The organism is Streptomyces sp. NPDC025638, from assembly GCF_055558775.1.
On the sequence record NZ_JBVHLX010000011.1, the window covers coordinates 252,458 to 272,939 of the forward strand.

Below are 20,482 nucleotides of genomic sequence, written 5' to 3' on the forward strand. Positions count from 1 at the left end.
GTGGAGACATGAACGGCGGCACGGTGACGCTGTTCCTGTGCGGCGACGTGATGCTGGGGCGCGGAGTGGACCAGATACTCCCGCACCCGGGCGATCCGGCCCTGCAGGAGGGATACGTCGGCGACGCCCTCGGCTATGTCCGGAGCGCGGAGGCCGTGAACGGCCCGATCCCCGCCCCCGTCATCCCCGCCTGGCCGTGGGGCGAGGCGCTCGGGGTGCTGGAGGAGGAGTCCCCGGACGTCCGGATCGTCAACCTGGAGACGTCCGTCACCCGCAGCGACGCGTTCGCTCCGGGCAAGGGGGTCCACTACCGCATGAGCCCGGCGAACATCCCCGCGCTGCTGGTGGCCCGGCCCGATGTCTGTGTCCTGGCCAACAACCACGTGCTGGACTTCGGGCGGGCGGGGCTGACCGAGACCCTGGACACCCTGTCCCGCGCGGGGCTGCGTACGGCGGGCGCCGGGCGGAACGCGCAGGAGGCGCGCGCTCCCGTGGCGGTCCCGGTGGGCCGCGGCGGGCGCGTGCTGGTGTTCGCGCTCGGGGCGTCGTGCAGCGGCATCCCGTCCGACTGGGCGGCGGGCCCGGACCGGCCGGGCGTCGCGTTCGTCCCCGCGCTCACCCGGGCCGAGGCCGACGGGGTCGTGGAGCGGGTACGCCGGGTCAGGCGCCCGGGGGACATCGTCGTCGTCTCCGTGCACTGGGGCTCCAACTGGGGCTACCGCGTCCCCGAGCGGCAGGTCCGGTTCGCGCATGCCCTGGTCGACGGCGGTGTGGACGTGATCCACGGTCACTCCTCGCACCATCCGCGTCCCGTCGAGGTGTACCACGACCGGCTCGTGCTGCACGGCTGCGGCGACTTCGTCGACGACTACGAAGGCATCACGGGGTACGAGGCGTACCGCGACGACCTCCGGCTGGCGTTCCTGGTCTCGGTCGAGGCGGCCACCGGACGCCTCACCGGACTGCGTATGGTGCCGCTGCGGGCCCGTCGGATGCGGCTGGAGCCCGCTTGCGCCGAGGATCGCGACTGGCTGCGCGAGACGCTGGAGCGGGTCAGCAGGGGTGTGTCCATCGCCGTGGCGGCCGACGGGGCGCTGACGCTGGAACTCCCGGGCCGGTCCGCTCTGGACCGGCGGCCCGGCGGGGCGCAGCCTGAAGAGTAGGGGCAACGACGGGGGGATCAGCGCACGGAGGTGATCACGGTGGAAGCGAAGCAGTGGACCGTGCAGATCTACATCACCGAGGAAGGCGACGACACCCAGGCGCGTGCCGTGCTGACCACCCGCGACACGTCGACCGTCACCGGCCGGGGTGTGGCGCGGCGGAATCCGGTCGACCGGCCGGTGCCGGAGATAGGGGACGAACTGGCCGCCAGCCGCGCGCTGGAGGACCTCGCCATCCGGCTGCACGACGTGGCCGCCGACGACATCGTCCAGCTGGCCGGTCCCGTCGAGGCGTGAGCGGGCACTCGGTCCCGTCGCGGGGTCCCGCCCGGCGCTGTCGGCCGTACGGGATCCGCGACCGGCCGCCGCGGATGAGAGCCCGGCGGCCGTCACGCGTGGGGCACCACGGCCACGGGGCAGTAGATGTGGTGGATGGCGGAGTGGGTGGTGGGCCCGGTGCGCGGGCCGATCCGCCGCTGGGTGAGGTGGTGTCCCACGACCAGGAGGCTCGCCCCGGTCGCCGCGCGCAGGAGTGCGTTGGCGGGCTTGTCCTCGACCACCGTCTCCAGGACCTCCACCTCGGGATACTTGTCGCGCCACACCTGCAGCACCGCCTTGAGGAAGCCGAGCCACTCCTCGGCCCGCCGGGGATCGTCGATCAGGCCGATGTCCCCCTCGCCCAGGCCCAGCGGCCCCGGCGGCTGCCAGGCGTGCACCGCCCGCAGCCGGGCCCGCCGCAGCCGGGCCGCCTCGAAGGCGAACTCGATGACCTCGTCGCACGGCTCGCTCAGGTCGACGCCCAGCACCACGTCCCGGTATCCGGTCGTGGTCGAGGCGCTGCCGTCGGGGGCGGGCAGATGCTCGTCCGCGGTCTCCTCACCGGCCCGCACCAGAACCACCGGCCTGGTCGCCCGCGCCACCACGCCGAGGGCGACCGAACCCACCAGGAACCCGGTGAAGCCGCTCAGTCCCCGCGATCCCAGCACCAGCAGTTCGGCCCCCTCGGCCGCCTCCCGCAGCACCTCGACCGCGGGGCCCTCGACCAGTTCGTCGTGCAGCCGGACCTCGGGACACGCGGCGCGCACCCCTTCCTCCGCCTGACGCAGTGTGCGCTGGGCGAGGTAGCGGCGGCCGGCCGCGGCCGTGCCGTCCTCCATCGCGCTCGGCGGCGGGTTCCAGGCATGGATCAGACGCAGTGGCCGCTCGCGGCGTGCGGCCTCACGGGCCGCCCATTCCGCGGCGGCAAGGCTCTCGGCGGATCCGTCCACTCCGACGACGACGGGCGGAAGCATCATGCCACCTCCAGGTGTGTTGGGCCTGCTTCCCGATGCCAGCGTCCTGCGTCCGGCGCCGGACCGGGAGGGGCTGTCAGGGCCTCACCGGGGACCAACCGGCCCACGTCCGGGCTCCGTTGGCAGCCAGCATGTCTCCCCCGGCTGCAACCGGACCGAGCGGCCGGGCAGCCGGAGGTCGATCGGGGCGCGGTCGGACGACGGCACGGTGACCTCCAACTGGCCGCGCTCCAGCCGCAGTCGTACGCCCCAGTGCCCGTGGAAGCGCAGGACGAAACCGTACGACGACAGCTCGGGCAGCGGCACGGGGTCGAGCCACAGCGCCCCGTCGCGGGTCTCGATGCCCGTCAGCCCGCGCTGGACCAGGTCGAGGGTGCCCGCCATGGCGCCCAGGTGGATGCCCTCACCGGTGGTGCCGCCCTGCAGATCGGCGATGTCGCCGCGCAGGGCCTCCTGGCAGTACGCCCAGGCCTCGGCCCGTCGGGCACGCGCCAGGACCCAGCCGTGCACCAGACCGCTGAGGGTCGAGCCATGGCTGGTGCGGCAGAGGTAGTGGTCGACGGTGCGCTGCCAGGTCTCCTCGTTCAGCCGGTAACCCAACCGGTCGAAGAGCAACCGGAGTTCGGCCGGTGAGAAGAGGTAGCCGAGCATCAGTACGTCGGCCTGTTTGGACGCCCGGTAGCGGTTGACCGTGTCGCCCTCCGCCTCCAGGATCCGGTCCAGGCGCCGGATGTCGCCATAGCGCTTGCGGTACCCGTCCCAGTCGAGTTCGGCGAGATCGCCGTAGCCGTCGAACTGGCTGATGACGCCTTCGTGGAAGGGCACGTGAAGGGTGCGGGACACGTCTTCCCACTGCTGGAGCTCGGCACGGTCGAGGCCGGTGCGCTCGACGAGTTCGAGGCGGCGCGGCTCGGGCAGGGTGCGCAGCAGTTCCAGGGTGCGGGCGAGCACCCAGGCGGCGGTCACGTTGGTGTACGTATTGTCGTCGAGCCCGGGCTCGGGCCGGTCGGGGTAGGCGTCGTGGTACTCGTCGGGGCCCATCACGCCCCGGATGCGGTGCCGGCCGAGACGGTCGTCGTAGATGGCCGAGTCGGCCCAGAAGCGGGCGATCTGCAGCAGCATCTCGGCGCCCTTGGTGTGCCGGAACTCGGCGTCGCCGCTGGCCTCGCAGTACTGCCAGACGTTGTACGCCACCGCCGAGCCGACGTGCCGCTGGAGCCTGGAGTGGTCCGGCAGCCAGCGCCCCGAGCGGGGGTTGAGATGCAGCGCCTGTGACTCCTCACGCCCGTCGCTGCCGCTCTGCCACGGGTACATTGCGCCTCGCCGGCCCAGGGCGCGGGCCGCGGAGCAGGCCTGGTCCAGGCGGCGGTGGCGGTAGCGGAGCAGGGCGCGGGAGACCTCGGGGAAGTGCAGGTTGAGGTAGGGCAGGACAAACAGCTCGTCCCAGAAGACATGGCCGCGGTAGGCCTCGCCGTTGAGCCCCCGGGCCGGTACCCCGACATCCAGGTCGGCCGTGTGCGGGGAGAGGGTCTGGAGCACATGGAAGAGGTGCAGCCGCAGGATGCGTCCGGCCTCTTCGGGGACGTCGAGTTCGGCTCTGCGCCACAGCTGGTCCCAGGCCCTCAGATGGGACTCGAGCAACTCGTCGAATCCGGGCGCGGCGCCCACCCGGTCGACGGCGGCGCGCAGCGGGTCGCTGATCGCCGGGTCGCGCGAGGTGTGGAGGGCGACGGTCTTGTCGACGGTGACGGTGCGGCCCGCGGTGAGCGGCAGGGTCAGCCGCTGGACGGCACGCGGGGGTTCGTGCCGGTCCGACACCGGTGCGAAGGCGGTGAGACGGGCCGCCATACCGATCCGGATGTCCGAGGTGCGGGTACGGCAGCGCAGCCAGACCGTGTCGGGCGCGGCCGTGCCCGTGTCCACATGGGTGAGATGACGGCCGTCCAGGTCACGGTAGCGCGCCACCCCGGCGTTGGTGACGCCGCCGTCCAGCGCGGCCTCGACCTCCAGCTCGCCGGTGAGGCCCTCGGCGGTGAACTCGGTGCGCAGGACCGCCAGGTGCGGGTCGGCCATGTGGACGATGCGCAGCTGGCGCACGCGCAGGGCCTGCCCGTCGCCGAGCCCGTAGCGGGTCAGGCGTTCCAGCAGGCCCGAGTCCAGGTGGAGGACCATCCGGTGGTCGAGGACCTCGGCGGTGTCCGGCGTCAGCCAGTCCGCTCCGGTGGGCCACTGTGGCCCGGTGGGGCGGAAGCGCAGCGGCAGCCAGTTCGGGAGGTTGACCATGTCCTCGTTCTCGACGCGGCGTCCGGCCACGTCCGAGGTGAGCCGGTTGTAGCAGCCGGCCACATAGGTGCCCGGATAGTGCACGCCGTCCGCGGCGCACTCGGGCAGCGCCCCGCGCGTGGCGACATAGCCGTTGCCCAGTGCGCACAGCGACTCCCTGAGACGCTCGTCCGCGGGCTCGTAGCCGTCGTACTCCCACGTCCAGCCCGTCACGCCGGCGGCCCCCCTTCGGCTTGTCGTGCGAGGTCGGGTACGACGGTGTCGGCGCGACGGCGCGCGGCGGGAATTCCGCGCCCGCAAAGCGTCCGGTTGGCACCTGTCATGGGACCGCGGTCCACGAGACAGTGGAGACAGGAGCGGCACCGATCCCCCGCGGTGTCGCTCCGCCCGTGCGCCCCGTCGAAGCGGGGCAGGACCCGGCTCAGACGCTGATCCTGCGGCCCGTGACCGTGTCGGGGGCGATGCGCACCCACAGGTCGCGCGGGCCGCCCGCCCACGGTGTGCTGTAGGCCTCGGCATCGAGCCGGCTCCGCTCGTCCGGGTCCGTCACCGTGCGCGCCCGTCCGCGCACGAGCACGCTCCAGCCGCGGCTGAACGCGTCGTCGATGCGGTCGACTTCGAAGGCGACCTGGTGGCCCGCCGCCAGCGACGGCGTCGTACCGGCCCCCGTCCTGAAGACGACCGCGCCGTCGACGACGCTGTAGTTGACGGGCACGATCACGGGCCCCGACTCCGTGGACACCGCGAGTCGGCCCACACCGTGCGTCGACAGCAGCTCCCCGCACTCGCGCGGTCCCAGTTCGGTGAACTCCGGTGCGCGCCCGGCCCGTCCGGGACCGGGAGGCAGCTCGGTGTCGCCGCCGGTGAGTTCGGACACCGTGGTCTCCAGCACCTCGGCCAGCCGGACCAGGAGGCCCGAGCCCGGTGCGGCACCGGGTTGCTCCTCCAGGTATCTGAGGTAGCTGGGGGCGACGGCCGCGCGTTCGGCCGTCTCCGCGCGGGTCAGGCCGAGTTGGGTGCGCCGGGCGACGAGCCGGCGGCCCAGGTCGCCGACCGGCGCTCCTTCCGGCCCGTTCGCCTTCGTGCGTTCGGCCATCAGCGGTCACATCCTCTCGTCGGGCTCGCCTCAGTCCGTGCGCACGGCCACTTCGTGCTGCTCCCCGCCGAGGACCACCTTGAGCGCACCGGTCTCGGCGGCCCCGGCGAAGACCTCGTACGCCTCCTCCATGCGGTCGAGCGGGAAGATGTGGGTGACCATCTGCTCGGTCGGCAGCCGTCCGGCGGCCGCCATCCGCAGCAGGGTGGGGGTGGAGAACGTGTCGACCAGCCCGGTGGTGATGGTCACGTTCTTGATCCACAGTTCTTCGAGGTGCAGGGTCGCGGGCTTGCCGTGCACACCGATGTTGGCCACGTGCCCGCCCGGCCGCACCATGCGGGTGCACAGCTCGAAGCTCTCCGGCACACCGACCGCCTCGATGACGACGTCCGCGCCGAGCCCGTCGGTGAGGTCGTCGACCAGCTGTCCGGGCGCCTCGTGGACGTCCGCGACGGCATCGGCGCCGAACCGCCTGGCCGCCTCCAGCCTGGCCGGTGCCAGATCCACGGCGATGATCCGTTCGGGCGCGAACAGGCCCGCCGTGGTGATCGCCGCGAGTCCGATCGGGCCGGCCCCGACGACGGCGACGGTGTCCCCGGGGCGTACGTGCCCGTTGAGCACACCCACCTCGTAGGCGGTCGGGTAGATGTCCGCGAGCAGTACCGCGTCCCTGCTCGCCACGCCGGCGGGCAGCGCGTGCACGGACAGATCGGCGTAGGGGACGCGCACGTACTCGGCCTGGGTGCCGTCGATCAGGTGCCCGAGGATCCAGCCTCCGCCGCCCCGGCACTGGCCGTACGAGCCCTCACGGCAGTAACGGCAGCGGCCGCAGGCGCTGATGCAGGACACCAGGACCCGGTCTCCGGGCCGTACGGTCCGTACGTCGCTGCCGACCTCGACGATCTCACCGACGGCCTCGTGCCCCAGCACGGTGCCGGGCTGCACCTCGGGTACGTCGCCCTTGAGGATGTGGAGGTCCGTCCCGCAGATGGTGACCTCGCCGATCTGCACGATCGCGTCGGTGGGCTCCTTGATGGCGGGGTCGGGGACCTCCTCCCAGGCGGACTGTCCCGGGCCGTGGAAGACGAAGCCTTTCATGACGCCCTCACCCTCCTTTCCGGTCGGGCGGTGCAAGGGCAGGGAAAAACCTCTTTGCCCCGTAGATCCAGCTTGCCCTGCCCTGACGGGTTCCGCTTGGGCCGTACGGCCCCCGAGGCCCGCCGGACGGGGCCCTGCGGCGCCTGGTCGGCCCATGTCGTACCGCGGTGCCTGCTGTCACCTTCGGAACTGTCACGAGGAGCGTGAAGACGAGGAGGGGGTGCGCGGCAATGCGCGAAGGCAAATCCGCACGGCGGCGGCGGTGGCTGTGGCGCTGGCGGAGCAACCCGTTGCGACGGCACGACGACATCGTCGAGGCCTGGATCGTGCTGGCCGTTTGGACGCTCGTCGTGCTGGGCGGCGCGGTCGCCGGCCTGGTGACGGCCCATGCCGCGGACGAGGTGTTCGCACGGCAGCGCGCCGAGCGGCATCCCGTCCGGGCCGTGCTCCTCGCCGACACCCCCGCCAGCACGCTTGCGACCTGGGGCAGGGGCGACCGGGCCTGGGCCACGGTGCGCTGGACCGCGCCGGACGGCACCACCCGTACCGGCCGGACCCTGGTGGGCACCGATCTGGCGGCCGGAGCCTCGGTCACGATCTGGCAGGACCGGCAGGGTGGGCTCACCGACCGGCCGACCGATCGTACGGAGGCGTCCGTCGAGGCCGGCGTTCTCGGGGCCGGGGCCGCGTTGGCCCTGACCGGGGCCGTCGTCGGCGCCGGCGCCGTCGTCCGGTGGCGGCTCGACCGGCGGCGTATCGACGAGTGGGGCCGGCAGTGGGCTCTGGTCGGCCCGCGCTGGGGGCACAAGACGGGCTGACCCGTCCCGCTGCCGAGTCGGCCCGATCGCGCTGCAATGGAAGGGGGCGGTTCACCGCCGGAGGCGGGCCTGAGGAGGTGCCGTATGCGATTCGACGACCGTACGGACGCCGGGCGCCGCCTGGCCCGGCGACTGGAGTATCTGCGCGGCGCGGACGTGGTGGTGCTCGGGCTGCCCCGGGGCGGCGTCCCGGTGGCGTACGAGGTGGCGCGGGCGCTCGGCGCGCCGCTGGACGTGCTGGTGGTCCGCAAGCTGGGCGTGCCGTGGCAGCCGGAGCTGGGCTTCGGCGCGATCGGCGAACAGGACGTCCGGGTGCTCAACGAGGACGTGATCCGCGACACCGGGCTGGAGCCGGCCGAGCTGGCGGCCGTGGAGGCGGACGAACGGATCGAACTGGAGCGGCGGGTGCGCGAGTACCGGGCCGGCCGCGATCCCGTACCGCTCGCCGGGCGGACCGTCGTGGTCGTGGACGACGGACTGGCCACCGGTGCCACCGCGCAGGCCGCCTGCCGTGTCGTACGGGACAGGGGCGCGGCCCGGATCGTGCTCGCCGTCCCGGTCGGGGCGGGGCGGGCGCTCCCACTGCTGCGTGCGGTGGCCGATGAGGTCGTGTGTCTGCACAGCCCGGCCTACTTCGGCGCCGTCGGCGCCTGGTACCGCGTCTTCGACCAGACCGGCGACGACGAGGTCACCGACCTCCTGGCGCGCCCCGCGTCCGGCTCCCCCGCCCCTCCCGACGCGCCCCCGCCGAACCGCGAGGTCGAGGTGCCGGCCGGGCGGGTACGGCTGGCCGCGCGCTTCGTGCTTCCGGAACCGGCCGGGGCCGTGGTGGCGTTCGCGCACGGCAGCGGCAGCGGCCGGCACAGCCCGCGCAACCGGTATGTGGCCGCCGTGCTCAACCGCGCCGGTCTGGGCACGCTGCTGCTCGATCTGCTCACCGAGGACGAGGAACGCGACCGGCAAAACGTGTTCGACATCGACCTGCTGGCCCGGCGGCTCCAGGCCGCGGCCCTCTGGCTGCGCCGGGAGACCGACCTGCCCGTGGGCTACTTCGGCGCCAGCACAGGTGCCGGCGCGGCGCTGGAGGCCGCCGCCGACGACTCCGGCATCGGCGCGGTCGTCTCCCGCGGCGGCCGCCCCGACCTGGCCTCCGCCGCCTCGCTGGCCCGGGTGCGGGCACCGACGCTCCTCATCGTCGGCAGTCTCGACACCCAGGTGCTCAGCCTGAACCGGCTCGCCGCCGACCGGCTGCAATGCGAGCACCGCCTGGCGGTCGTACCCGGCGCGAGCCATCTCTTCGCCGAGCCGGGCACCCTGCCCGTCGTCGCCGGACTGGCCCGCGACTGGTTCACCACCCATCTGACACCCCCGGACCAAACCGGCTGACGCGCCTGAGCTCGCGCGGGACCCTGGCCCCAAGTGCCCACGGTTCGGGGCCGTTCGGCCCCTGAACCGGCACAGCGGCAGACGTCAGGGTGGAGGGCGCGTGGGGGACACGCTCCCTCGTGGCGGAGAGGTGGACGGTCATGCAGCGAGTGATCCTTGCCGGAGTCGATCCCTCGGCGGGCTGCCGGGCCGCGGCCGACTGGGCGGAGGACGAGGCGATACTGCGCGATCTGCCGCTGCGCGTGGTCCGCGCCTGGCCGCGGAACCCGGGCGAGGCCGGGGTGACCGTCACGGGCATGGGCCTCGGCCCGCAGGACATGGCGGCCGACGCCGAGACTCTGACCTGCCCACTGATCCTGGTCCCGGACACTCCGGCCCGCTCGAACCACACCGGCGCGGTCACGCTCGGCATCGACGCCCGCCGTCCCGCCGACACCGCGATCGACTTCGCCTTCGAGAGCGCCCGGCTGCGTGGCCTGCGGCTGCACGCCGTGCACGCCTGGGCGCTGCCGCCGAGCGCCGCCGAGTTGCCCTTCGCCGTACCGGAGGAGGACCGCGCCACCTGGGAGGACCACGAGGTCCAGCTGCTGGCGGACGCTCTGCGCCCCTGGCGCGCGAAGTACCCGGACGTACCGGTGCTCCAGGACGTCGTTCTGTTCACCCCGTCCGAGGCCCTGCTCCATCACTGCGCACACGCCGCCCTGGTCGTGGTGGGACACAGGCGGGGCTCCGCGTGGGGAGACACCACGCGGAGCCTGCTGCGGGCCGGCACCTGCCCGGTCGCCGTCGTACCGTCCTAGGCGCTGCCGGGCGCGCCCGTCGGCGCGCCCGCTCGCTCAGTCGGTCAGGAGATCCGGGCGGACCAGGGTCCCCGACCTGCCGTGGGCGATCTCGTACGCCGCGTCCAACGCTCCGATCGCCGCCAGTCCGCCGGTGTTCTCGACGAACCGGGCGACCGCCTCCGCCTTGGGCCCCATGGAGCCCTCGGGGAAACCGCCGCGGCGAAGCTGGAGGGGGGTCACGTCCGAGAGGGGCCGCTGCTCGGGGGTGCCGTAACCCTCGTAGACGTACGGCACGTCGGTGAGGACGAGCAGGAAGTCCGCCTTGAGGTGCTCGGCGAGCAGGGCCGCGGAGAGGTCCTTGTCGACGACGGCTTCGACGCCGGTCAGCGCGCCCGTGACGGGGTCGGCGGTGACGGGGATCCCTCCTCCGCCGGCGCAGATGACCAGGGCGCCGCCGCCGAGCAGATCGTGGATCGTCTCGGTCTCGACGATCCGCCGGGGGTCCGGTGAGGGCACGACCCGCCGCCAGCCCCCCGTGTCCTCGGCGATGTGCCAGCCCCGCTCGCGGGCGAGGGACCGGGCCAGGTCACGGGGGTAGACCTGGCCGACGAACTTGGTGGGCCGGTCGAAGGCCGGATCGTCGGCCCGTACCAGGGTGTGGGTGACGAGGGTGGCGATCCGGTGGCCGGGCAGGGCGTTGTGCAGGGTGCAGGCCAGCAGCGACCCGATCATGCCCTGCGTCTGGGCGCCGAGCAGATGCAGCGGGTACGGGGCGCTCAGGTCCGGGTCGGCGGCGCTCTCCATGGCGAGCAGGCCGATCTGGGGGCCGTTGCCGTGGGTGATGACCAGCTCGTGCTCATGGGCGAGGGCGGCCAGCGCGGTGGCGACCCGGTCGATGTTGGCCTGCTGGACCGCGGCGTCGGGGCGTTCGCCGCGGTGGAGCAGGGCGTTGCCGCCGAGGGCGACGACGATGCGCATGGCTTCAGTCCTCCAGGGTGGCGACGAGCACGGCCTTGATGGTGTGCAGCCGGTTCTCCGCCTGGTCGAAGACGATCGACGCCGGAGAGGAGAAGACCTCGTCGGTGACCTCCAGGCCGTCCAGTCCATGGGCGTCGAACAGGTCCCGGCCGAGGCGGGTACTGCGGTCGTGCAGCGAGGGGAGGCAATGCATGAACTTTACGTCCGGGTTCCCGGTGAGGGCGAGCGTCTTGTCGTTGACCTGGTACGGGAGCAGCAGCTCGATGCGCTCGCCCCAGGTGTCGGCGGGCTCACCCATGGAGACCCAGACGTCGGTGTGGAGGAAGTCGGCACCGCGTACGGCGGTCCCGACGTCCTCGGTGAGGGTGATGCGGGCGCCGCTGCGGTCGGCCAGGGTGCGGCAGGTGGTGACGAGTTCCGGGTCGGGCCACAGCTGCTTGGGAGCGGCGATGCGTACGTCCATGCCGAGCAGGGCGCCCATGGAGAGCAGGGAGTTGCCCATGTTGTTGCGGGCGTCACCGAGGTAGCAGTAGGCGATGTCCGGCAGCGGCTTGGGGCTGTGCTCGTGCATGGTCAGCACGTCGCACAGGCTCTGGGTGGGGTGTGCCGTGTCGGTCAGCCCGTTGTAGACGGGGACGCCGGAGCGGGCGGCGAGTTCGGTGACGATCGACTGGGCGGAGCCCCGGTACTCGATGGCGTCGAACATGCAGCCGAGGACGCGGGCGGTGTCGGCGATGGACTCCTTGGCGCCGATGTGGGTGTCGCCGGGGCCGAGGTAGGTGGTGGCGGCTCCCTGGTCGGCGGCGGCGACCTCGAAGGCGCAGCGGGTGCGGGTGGAGGTCTTCTCGAAGATCAGCGCGAGGTGCTTGCCGGTCAGCCGGGGCCGCTCGGTGCCCGCGCGCCTGGCCGCCTTGAGGCCGGCCGCGAGGTCGAGGAGGTGGTGGATCTCGGCGGAGGTGAAGTCGAGTTCGCTCAGGTAGGAGCGGCCTCGCAGGTCGACGGTCATGGTGGTTCCCCTTGCTTGATCGGTGCTCGATCAGACGGCCGCGTCGCGTTCGATGGGGCAGCTCATGCAGCGCGGGCCGCCGCGGCCGCGGCCGAGTTCACCGCCGGCGATGGTGACGATCTCGAGGCCCTGCTTGCGCAGATAGGTGTTGGTGGTGACGTTGCGCTCGTAGCCGACGATCACTCCGGGGGCGATCGCGAGGAAGTTGTTGCCGTCGTCCCACTGCTCGCGCTCGGCGTTGCGGATGTCCTGGGGCGCGCAGAGCATGCGGACCTTGTCCAGGTCGAGGGCCTCGGCGAGGGCGGTCGCGAGGTCGGAGTTCGCCGCGACGTCGAAGCCGGCCTCGCGCGTGTCACTGGGGGTGAGCGTCCACGAGCGCAGGGAGTCGGCGAGGCCGGGATAGATGGTGAAGGCGTCGCGGTCGACCATGGTGAGGACCGTGTCGAGGTGCATGTAGGCGCGTGCGGACGGCAGTTGGACGGCGATCAGCCGTCTGGCCGTGCCGCCGGCGAACAGCCGTGCCGCCAGGTTCTCCACCGCCTGGGCGGTGGTGCGCTCGCCCATGCCGACCATCACGGCTCCGTTGCCGAGGACGTGGACGTCGCCGCCCTCCAGGGTGCCCACGACGCCGTCGAGGATCGGTTCGGTGATGTTGCCCGCGAACCTGGGGTGGAAGCGGTAGATGGCCTCGGCGTGCAGGCTCTCGCGCCGGCGGGCGGTCTTGGCCATCGGGTTGACCGACAGACGGTCGTACATCCAGCACGAGTTGTCGCGCGGGAAGAGATGGTTGGGCAGCGGGGTGAGCGCGAAGTCGTCCCGGTCGAGGGCGTTCCAGACCAGGCTGTGCGGTGCGGCGATCGGCAGGTCGCTCATGAGGAGCCCGCCGATGAGATAGCCGGCCAGGGTCTCCCCGTCGAGGTCGGCGCACAGCGCGCGCACCGGGTCGATCAGGGCCGGGCCCACGGTGGCCGGAGTGATGGCCCGGTCGAGCAGCCAGTCGCGGGCCTCGGGGACGTCGAGGGTCTGGGCCAGCAGGTCGGAGAAGTAGTGGACGCGTGTGCCGTAGTCCCTGAGGACCTGGGCGAAGGCGTCGTGCTCCTCGCGGGCGCGCTTGGCCCACAGGATGTCGTCGAAGAGCAGGGCGTCGACGTTGCGCGGGGTGAGGCGGGAGAGTTCGAGGCCGGGGCGGTGCAGGATCACCTGGCGCAGGGGGCCGACCTCGGAGTCGACGTGGAAGGTGTTCATGGTGGGAGTTCCTTTGTGCCGTGGTTCGGTCAGTCGTGGTGGCCGAGGCCGTTGCGCTTGCGGGTGCCGCCGGTACGGTTGGTCCGGAGCCCGCGGGAGATCCGCTGGGTGGGCGGGGGTGTCTCGGGTGCCCGGTCCTCCTGGGCCGGGATCGTCACGGCCGTGGGGGCCGTCGGCTCGCCGTAGCTGCCCTGGCCCCGCTTGAGCCAGACGTAGACCGGGATGCCGAGCAGCAGGACGAACAGGCCGTAGTAGACGGTCTGGTAGCCGCTGCCCTGGATCGACCAGTACGAGAAGACGAGGGCGAGCGAGGCGATGGTGATGTCGCGGGCCAGCCGGCGGGTGCTGAGACTGTCGCGGCCGCGGACCAGCAGCCAGTACAGCTGGGCGGCGGCGGAGAACAGGTAGGGGATCACGGCGGTGAGCACGCTCAGCAGCACGATCTTCGTGAAGACGTCCTCGAAGCGCGTGTAGCTGAACACCGTGATCAGCGAGGCCAGCACGGTGGAGGCGACGATGCCGAAGGCCGGGACCCCGCTCTCACCGCGCAGCTTGGCGAAGACGCCGGGGAAGAGGCCGTCGCGGGCGGCGGCGTAGGGCATCTCCGCGCACAGCATGGTCCAGCCGTTCAGGGCGCCGATGCCGGAGATGATGGCGGCCGCGGCAACGACGTCGCCGGCCCAGGTGCCGCCGAAGATGTTGTTCGCGGCGTCGGTGAACGGCGCGGTGGAGGAGCCCAGATCGGCGTGCGAGACAGTGCCGAACACCGCGAGGGTGCCGAGGATGTAGATGACGGCGCAGGCGAGCGTGCCGTACACGGTGGCGCGCGGCACGTTGCGTCCCGGCTCGCGGACCCGCCCGGCGACCACGGAGGCCGCTTCCAGGCCGAGGTAGCTGAACAGGGCGATGGCCCCGGCGGCGGAGATCGCGCCGAGCGCCGACTGGCCGCTGGCGTTGAAGGCGCCGAAGTTGCCGGCGTCGATGAAGAGCAGCCCGACGGTCGCCATGAAGACCAGTGGGACGAACTTCAGTACGGTCGTGATCACCTGGAAGGCGCCGATGTTGCGCACACCGGTGAGGTTGATCGCGGCCGGTATCCACAGCCCGACCAGTGCGATGAGTACCGACATGCCGGTTTTGTGGCCGGTGTTGACGAACACCTCGACATAGCCGACCCAGGCCACCACGATCGCCGCGTTCCCGGCCCATGCCGTGATCCAGTAGGACCAGGCGTTGAGGAACCCGGCGAACTCACCGAAGGCCTCGCGGGCATAGACGTACGGTCCACCGCTCGCCGGGACGCGCTTCGACAGGGCTCCGAAGGTGTGTGCCAGCGCGAGGGCGCCGAGGGTCACGACGACGAAGGCGACGAGGGAGATGGGGCCGTAGGGGGCGAGCGCGGAGGGGAGGGCGAACACTCCGGTGCCGATGATGCTGCCGATCACGAGCGCGGACGCGGCCGGCAGACCGAGGGCGGCCGTGGACGCCGCTCGGTCTCCTCTGCGCTTGGTACTGGCCATGGCTGTGCTCCTTGTGCGGTCCGTTACGGAGGGGTCGAGCCCGTCAGCCATGCTTCTGTGGCGCGCAGAGGTGCGGACAGCGGCCGGAAGGCCCGGAGGGGGTCCGATGGTCCTCTTGTACCGGGCCCGCTCAGCCCAGGTGAGCGGGCGGTCGTCCGGGTGTCAGTAGCTGCTGCCGAGGGTCCGCGTCGTGTAGGCGCACTCCGTGTAGATGTAGCCGGAGCGGAGCTTGGCGGTGTCGGAGGCGGGGGTCGCCGTGCTGATGCCCCGCGGCTTGTGTACGAAGTACGTGGTGCCGGGCGGCAGACTGATCGTGCGCTGTGGGTAGTGCTTGCCGCTGTCGCTGCAGGGCTTGAATCCGATCGTGATCGAGGCGGCGAAGGAGTAGGCCTTGCAGCTGCCGCACGCCTTGAGCGAGAAGCTGCCGGTGACCGGGCCGGTGTAGTAGACCGTGATGGGGTCGGGACTGTCGTTCTTGACCGTGACGGAGATGCTGCCGCCGGAGGCGGTGGTGGGCAGTCGCTTCCCGGCGGCCGGCAGCGTCTGGGCGACCTCGGCGGCGATGGAGATCTTCTCCGCGCTGGCCCGGTTCTTGTCGTTCTTGTGGTCGGCGACGAATTCGTCCATGGTCTTCTGCGCCGCCTCGAAGTCGCCGTCCTTGTACTGGTCGACTCCGCAGGCGTACTCCCCCGAGTCGGCGCTCCGCCCGGCCCGGTCGGCACTCTTCGTCAAATCGGCTGCGGCGTCACCCGCGCTCCCCGAGAGGTCGGTGATCCTCGTGTTCAGGCCGCGCAACCGCTCGACGGCGGCACAGGGGTCGGAGCCGCGTACGTTCTTCTCCGTGCCGGCCACCGCCAGGTCGACGGCGGGCGCGATCTTCGTCGTCTGCTCGGACCGGGGGAATGTGCTCAGCAGTTCGCCGAAGTGGGTGACCCAGTCCGCCTCGCCGGAGGACAGGCTGCTCGATCCGCACTCGTAGAGCGAGGTGGCCAGCCGGTCGTCGGGCCACCGGGTCAGCGCGCCGAGCTCCTCCTTCGGCATGGTGCGTGGCACCGTACGCAGATACTTCAGCGGCGCGATCGCCTCGCAGTAGCGCTTGCGGCCGTAGTCCGCACCGACCGTCGCGTAATAGGTCTCCATGCTGTCGGGGACACGGTCGGCCGCGCGGGAGCCGGAATGATGGGCCACGAGGTCCTCGTAGACGTCCAAGGCCGTGCCGTAGTCGGACCTCGCGCTCTCGAAGGACCGCCGGCCGCTCTTGGCCACCAGCTGGTCGGCCTTGTCGAGCCGGTCGAGGAGCTGTTGCTGGATCGCTTCCTCGCGGGCGTCGTCGTACAGCAGCGCGCCGCCGACCGGTGCGGCGAGGAGGAGCACCCCCAGCAGCAGCGCGAGGGGCGGTCTTCCGGGCCAGGCCAGTGTGGTGCGCAGTCCGGCGAACGCGCCGTGGACGGCGGCCAGAGCGAGGAACACGAGGTAGACGGAGAGCGCGAGTCCCGGGACACCGTCCGCGTCCGCGGGCAGGGCGACGAGCAGCAGGACGGCCGTCGCCGCCCAGCACACGGCCATCAGGACCCAGCGACGGACGAGGGCGTAACCGAGGCCGAGGCCGCTGAGATTGAGCAGGGCGACCGCCGCGGCCCGCCAGGCGTCCGGCGGTGCGGGCGGCGGGCTCGACGGCATGGGCGGCACGACAAAGCCATGGCTGGGGCCGTACGGATCACCGGACATGAGGGCTCCCCCCGTCAACACGACCCATATGTCTGTGAGTTGGGAGTGTACGGCCAATGGTGGGGGTTCGACAGGGCTCCCGGGCTCCTCAGCGCGGCACGGGCGCGGGGCGTGGTAGGGCCGTCAGTACCGCGGAGACGACGCCCTTCGACGACGCCATGACGTCGGCTACGAAACGCAGCCGTCCGACGCGGAGTTGACTGAGACCGGCGCCGTGGTCGGCGGCCACCACGAGCGCCACCGCGAGCAGCAGCAGCTGCCACAGGGCCGTCACGGGGCGCCGCAGCAGCCGGGGCAGTTCAAGGAAGGAGGCGTGCAGCCGCTCGCAGTGGAAGGGCACATGGCGCTCTTCGTCGGCCAGGATGCGGCCCGCGACGTCGGTGGCGAGCGCGTCGTCCGTGCCGTCGCGCAGGGCCCGGTAGTGGCCCAGCGCCACGACCTCCGCGATCATCAGCACCAGCAGTTCCGTGCGCAGCCCCAGCAGCCGCCGGAGCCGTACGAAGACCTGGTCGCTCCAGTGGCCCGCGAGCGTCGGCATGCCACCGGCGGCCAGCAGGCCGGCCGGCAGACGGGCGTGGTTCTGTTCCTCGGCGACGAACAGCCGTACCGCGCCGGTGTATTCGGGGTCCCCGGCCGCCTCGGCCTTGGCGATGAGATTGGTGCCGTCACCGTGCTCGCCGACCTGGAAGCGCTGGATTCCCGCCCACACCGCGCGGTGCAGCGTCGCTCCCCGCGCTCAGTCCGGGTCGCCCGCTGCCTGCCTGCGCTCGCGCTCCTCCTCGAATCGCCTTCTCCAGTCGGCATGTCCGCCCGTACGCACGCGGCCTCCCGTCGTCCCCGAGAGCACGGCTCCCGTGTCCGGATCAAGCAGGACGCGTGCGTCGACGGAACCGTTCCCGCGGGGCCGCGGGGGGCGTCAGCCGCCCAGTGCCGTCAGCACCACCGACTTGGCTTCCTCCTGCACCCGGGCGAGGTGGTCGGGTCCGAGGAACGACTCGGCGTAGATCTTGTAGACGTCCTCGGTGCCCGAAGGCCGTGCCGCGAACCAGGCGTTGGCGGTGGTCACCTTGATGCCGCCGATCGGAGCGCCGTTGCCGGGAGCCTCGGTGAGGACGGCGGTGACCTCTTCTCCCGCCAGGCTCCGCGCGGTGACCTGGGCCGGCGAGAGCTTCGCGAGGAGGGCCTTCTCCTCGCGGGAGGCCGGCGCGTCGATGCGCGCGTACGCGGGCCGGCCGAAGCGGGCGGTGAGTTTGGCGTAGTGCTCGGACGGGGTGCGGTCGGTGACGGCCGTGATCTCGGACGCGAGGAGCGCGAGGAGGATGCCGTCCTTGTCCGTCGTCCACACCGAGCCGTCCCGGCGCAGGAAGGACGCCCCGGCCGACTCCTCGCCGCCGAAGCCGAGCGCCCCGTCGAGCAGCCCGTCGACGAACCACTTGAATCCCACGGGCACTTCGACCAGTTCACGGCCGAGGTCGGCGGCGACGCGGTCGATCATCGAGGACGACACCAGCGTCTTGCCGATCCCCGTGCCGGCGGGCCACTGCTCGCGGTGCTTGTAGAGATAGGCGATGGCGACGGCGAGATAGTGGTTGGGGTTCATGAGACCCGCGTCCGGTGTGACGATGCCATGGCGGTCGGCGTCGGCGTCGTTGCCCGTGGCGATGCGGAAGCGGTCGCGCTGCTCGATGAGCGAGGCCATGGCGTACGGCGACGAGCAGTCCATGCGGATCTGGCCGTCCCAGTCCAGCGTCATGAAACGCCATGTGGGGTCGGTGTGCGGGTTGACCACCGTCAGATCCAGGCCGTGCTGTTCGGCGATACGGCCCCAGTAGGCGACGGACGCCCCGCCCAGCGGGTCGGCGCCGATCCGCACACCTGCCGTGCGGATCGCGTCGATGTCCAGCACGCCGGGCAGGTCGGAGACATAGCTGCCGAGGAAGTCGTACCGCTCGGTCGTGGGTGCGGCGAGCGCGCGCGGGTAGCTGATGCGGCGTACGTCCTTGAGACCGCCGGCGATGATCTGGTTGGCCCGGTCCTGGATCCAGGAGGTCGCCTCGGAGGCGGCCGGGCCGCCGTTCGGCGGGTTGTACTTGAAGCCGCCGTCGGCGGGCGGGTTGTGCGACGGGGTGACCACGACGCCGTCCGCGAGGCCGGTGCCACGGCCCCGGTTGTGGGTGAGGATGGCGTGCGAGACCGCCGGGGTGGGGGTGTAGCCGTCCTCGCTGTCGAGGAGCACGGACACGTCGTTGGCGGCGAACACCTCGAGGGCGGTGACCTTCGCGGGCTCCGACAGCGCATGCGTGTCGGCTCCGAGGAAGAGAGGGCCGTCGACACCCTGGCTGTCGCGGTACTCGCAGATGGCCTGGCTGGTGGCGGCGATGTGGTCCTCGTTGAACGCGGTCGCCAGCGACGATCCGCGGTGTCCGGAGGTGCCGAACGCCACCCGCTGTCCGGGCTCGGCCGGGTCGGGGTGCAGTGCGTAGTACGCCGTGACCAGCCGGGCCACGTCGACAAGGTCCTCGGGACCGGCCGGCTTGCCCGCTCGCTCGTGCGGCATGAATCCGCTCCTCCGCATCGGTTGATCCGTCGCTCGACGTCTCATCATTCCCCTTCACGGCCGGGGAACGCGAGTGGGCCACGACCTGCTCGCTCCGGCGTGGAGGCACGACCGTGTCCGGCCGTTGCTCATCGTGGAGCAGGCGTGCCCGAGGCGGACGGCGTCTGGACTCGGGCTCGCACCGAGCACGCGGCGGGCTCGGCCGGCCTCGGCCGCGGCACGCCTTCGGCTCCCGCGCCGCTCGGCGTGGCACCGCGGACCGCGAGGAGCGCCGCGCCCAGGTCCGCCGCCGCTCGCGGGTCCGAGAGGGAACGGCCCGTCAGTTCCTCGATACGGCGCAGCCGGTAGCGGACGGTGTTGGGATGGACGAACAGGCTCCGGGCCGCATCGGCGGCGGAGCCGGCCGCGGCGAACCAGTGCTCCAGGGTCTCCAGCAGACGGGCGCGTTCCGGCGCCGGGAGGTCGAGGACGGGTCCGAGGGTGACCGTCACCAGGTGAGCGGCTTCCACCGGGGCGGCCGCGACGACCATGGCCAGCGGGTTGTCGTCGAAGCGCGCGACGCCGGGGCCGGTACCCGGGAGGCCGGCCAGGGCCAACCGGGCGAAGCGCAGGGCCTGCGGGGTGTCGCGCAGTGAGTGGAAGCCGGGGCTGATGCCCACGCGGGCGTGTGTGCGGCGCAGGATGCGCAGACCGGTGTTCTCCGCCGTCGGCGCGGCCAGGGCGACCAGACCGATCTGCTGATCGGGCAACAGCCGCCAGGCGGACGGAAGCTGGGCCTGGCGCAGCGCGGTCTCGATTCCGGCCAGCGGCTCCGTACCCGGCGCCGTGGACTCGGCGGCGACCACCGCGTAGGGTCCGCGCTCAGGCAGGCCCAGTTCGCGGGCGGCCTCCCACAGGGTGGTGCGGTCGGCGATGGCACCGGTGAAAAGCGCTTCCACCAGTGCGGAGCGGCGGGCTTGGCGTTGCAGGGTCAGTTCGGCGGTGGTCTCCCGGTGGGCTTCGGCCACGGCTTCGGCATAGAGGCCGAACAGCGACCAGATCTCGGCGGAGCGGGCCACCAGTTCGGCGTCCGGGACCTCCGGATGGGTGCCGGCCTCCTTGACGATCTCCGACCACAGGAACTCGAAGCCGACCCGGTAGGCGTGCAGGGTGTCGGCGAGGGGCATGCCGTGCTCGGCGCGGATGCGGCCGGTCTCGCGGGCGGGTCCGGGGTCCGGGTCGCCCGCGCGGAGGAAGTGTCTGAGGACCAGGTCGGCGTTGGACGTGCACGAACGGCGCAGCGAGTCGAAGGGGATGAGCGATTCGTCCCCATACGCATCGATGTCGGAACGTATGCGCTCCGCCAGCCGCTCGCCCAGTTCCGGAAGCCGTGCGTGGATCGCCGCGGCGACACCCGAGAAGTCCATCGGCGCAGTGTAGCGCCCGGTCTTTGTTCCCAGGAACAACGCGGTGAAAGGGAAGCTGTCGTCCCTCCCATAGGTCGTCGCCCTCGGCGGCAGCACCATGTCGTCAACGTGAACGGCGGATTTC

At 72.2% G+C, this 20,482-nt stretch carries 17 protein-coding genes; 5 read left to right on the forward strand and 12 right to left on the reverse strand.

Annotated features, from left to right (window positions below):
• Nucleotides 1–8 precede the first annotated feature (8 nt).
• Complete coding sequence (locus tag ACZ4EG_RS27760) at nt 9–1,163, forward strand: CapA family protein (protein ID WP_467792519.1); 1,155 nt, start codon at nt 9–11, stop codon at nt 1,161–1,163.
• 30 nt (nt 1,164–1,193) lie between these two features.
• On the forward strand, nt 1,194–1,460 hold the full coding sequence (locus ACZ4EG_RS27765) for a DUF1876 domain-containing protein (RefSeq protein ID WP_316764463.1): 267 nt from the start codon (nt 1,194–1,196) through the stop codon (nt 1,458–1,460).
• 92 nt (nt 1,461–1,552) lie between these two features.
• Here ACZ4EG_RS27765 and ACZ4EG_RS27770 read toward each other — a convergent pair whose 3' ends face one another.
• From ACZ4EG_RS27770 to ACZ4EG_RS27785, 4 genes are all read right to left on the reverse strand, one after another.
• The gene (locus ACZ4EG_RS27770) at nt 1,553–2,455 is read right to left on the reverse strand and encodes a universal stress protein (protein ID WP_467792608.1); all 903 of its coding nucleotides are present in this window, start codon (nt 2,453–2,455) and stop codon (nt 1,553–1,555) included.
• An 84-nt stretch (nt 2,456–2,539) separates the two neighbouring features.
• Nucleotides 2,540–4,951 carry a glycoside hydrolase family 65 protein gene (locus ACZ4EG_RS27775; RefSeq protein ID WP_467792520.1) on the reverse strand — a complete coding sequence of 804 codons (2,412 nt, stop codon included), beginning with the start codon at nt 4,949–4,951 and terminating at the stop codon, nt 2,540–2,542.
• A gap of 208 nt (nt 4,952–5,159) precedes the next feature.
• A complete protein-coding gene (locus tag ACZ4EG_RS27780) occupies nt 5,160–5,834 on the reverse strand; it encodes a helix-turn-helix domain-containing protein (RefSeq protein WP_453555752.1) in 675 nt (224 codons plus the stop codon).
• 30 nt (nt 5,835–5,864) lie between these two features.
• A complete protein-coding gene (locus ACZ4EG_RS27785) occupies nt 5,865–6,932 on the reverse strand; it encodes a zinc-dependent alcohol dehydrogenase family protein (protein WP_453555754.1) in 1,068 nt (355 codons plus the stop codon).
• A gap of 230 nt (nt 6,933–7,162) precedes the next feature.
• Here ACZ4EG_RS27785 and ACZ4EG_RS27790 point away from each other — a divergent pair, with 230 nt between their 5' ends.
• The 3 genes from ACZ4EG_RS27790 to ACZ4EG_RS27800 all read left to right on the forward strand — a co-directional run bounded on the left by ACZ4EG_RS27790 (nt 7,163) and on the right by ACZ4EG_RS27800 (nt 9,936).
• Nucleotides 7,163–7,750 carry an Rv1733c family protein gene (locus ACZ4EG_RS27790; RefSeq protein WP_467792521.1) on the forward strand — a complete coding sequence of 196 codons (588 nt, stop codon included), beginning with the start codon at nt 7,163–7,165 and terminating at the stop codon, nt 7,748–7,750.
• Nucleotides 7,751–7,834: 84 nt separating this feature from the next.
• Nucleotides 7,835–9,136 carry a phosphoribosyltransferase family protein gene (locus ACZ4EG_RS27795; RefSeq protein ID WP_467792522.1) on the forward strand — a complete coding sequence of 434 codons (1,302 nt, stop codon included), beginning with the start codon at nt 7,835–7,837 and terminating at the stop codon, nt 9,134–9,136.
• A gap of 140 nt (nt 9,137–9,276) precedes the next feature.
• A complete protein-coding gene (locus ACZ4EG_RS27800; protein ID WP_467792523.1) occupies nt 9,277–9,936 on the forward strand; it encodes a universal stress protein in 660 nt (219 codons plus the stop codon).
• A 36-nt stretch (nt 9,937–9,972) separates the two neighbouring features.
• Here the strand turns inward: ACZ4EG_RS27800 and ACZ4EG_RS27805 are convergent, their stop codons facing one another.
• From ACZ4EG_RS27805 to ACZ4EG_RS27840, 8 genes are all read right to left on the reverse strand, one after another.
• Nucleotides 9,973–10,896 (reverse strand): carbamate kinase, encoded by a 924-nt coding sequence (locus ACZ4EG_RS27805; protein WP_453555762.1) that lies wholly within the window; start codon nt 10,894–10,896, stop codon nt 9,973–9,975.
• A gap of 4 nt (nt 10,897–10,900) precedes the next feature.
• Complete coding sequence (argF, locus tag ACZ4EG_RS27810) at nt 10,901–11,902, reverse strand: ornithine carbamoyltransferase (RefSeq protein ID WP_467792524.1); 1,002 nt, start codon at nt 11,900–11,902, stop codon at nt 10,901–10,903.
• A gap of 30 nt (nt 11,903–11,932) precedes the next feature.
• Nucleotides 11,933–13,147, reverse strand: coding sequence for an arginine deiminase (locus tag ACZ4EG_RS27815; RefSeq protein ID WP_467792525.1), 1,215 nt, complete (start codon nt 13,145–13,147; stop codon nt 11,933–11,935).
• A 29-nt stretch (nt 13,148–13,176) separates the two neighbouring features.
• The gene (locus ACZ4EG_RS27820) at nt 13,177–14,592 is read right to left on the reverse strand and encodes an APC family permease (protein ID WP_467792609.1); all 1,416 of its coding nucleotides are present in this window, start codon (nt 14,590–14,592) and stop codon (nt 13,177–13,179) included.
• A gap of 237 nt (nt 14,593–14,829) precedes the next feature.
• Nucleotides 14,830–16,395: a hypothetical protein gene (locus ACZ4EG_RS27825; protein ID WP_467792526.1), complete on the reverse strand. Its 1,566-nt coding sequence runs from the start codon at nt 16,393–16,395 to the stop codon at nt 14,830–14,832.
• 88 nt (nt 16,396–16,483) lie between these two features.
• Complete coding sequence (locus tag ACZ4EG_RS27830; protein ID WP_467792610.1) at nt 16,484–17,116, reverse strand: ferritin-like domain-containing protein; 633 nt, start codon at nt 17,114–17,116, stop codon at nt 16,484–16,486.
• A 195-nt stretch (nt 17,117–17,311) separates the two neighbouring features.
• On the reverse strand, nt 17,312–18,952 hold the full coding sequence (pgm, locus tag ACZ4EG_RS27835) for a phosphoglucomutase (alpha-D-glucose-1,6-bisphosphate-dependent) (RefSeq protein ID WP_467792527.1): 1,641 nt from the start codon (nt 18,950–18,952) through the stop codon (nt 17,312–17,314).
• Nucleotides 18,953–19,080: 128 nt separating this feature from the next.
• Nucleotides 19,081–20,358: a PucR family transcriptional regulator gene (locus ACZ4EG_RS27840; RefSeq protein ID WP_467792528.1), complete on the reverse strand. Its 1,278-nt coding sequence runs from the start codon at nt 20,356–20,358 to the stop codon at nt 19,081–19,083.
• Between the last annotated feature and the right edge of the window lie 124 nt (nt 20,359–20,482).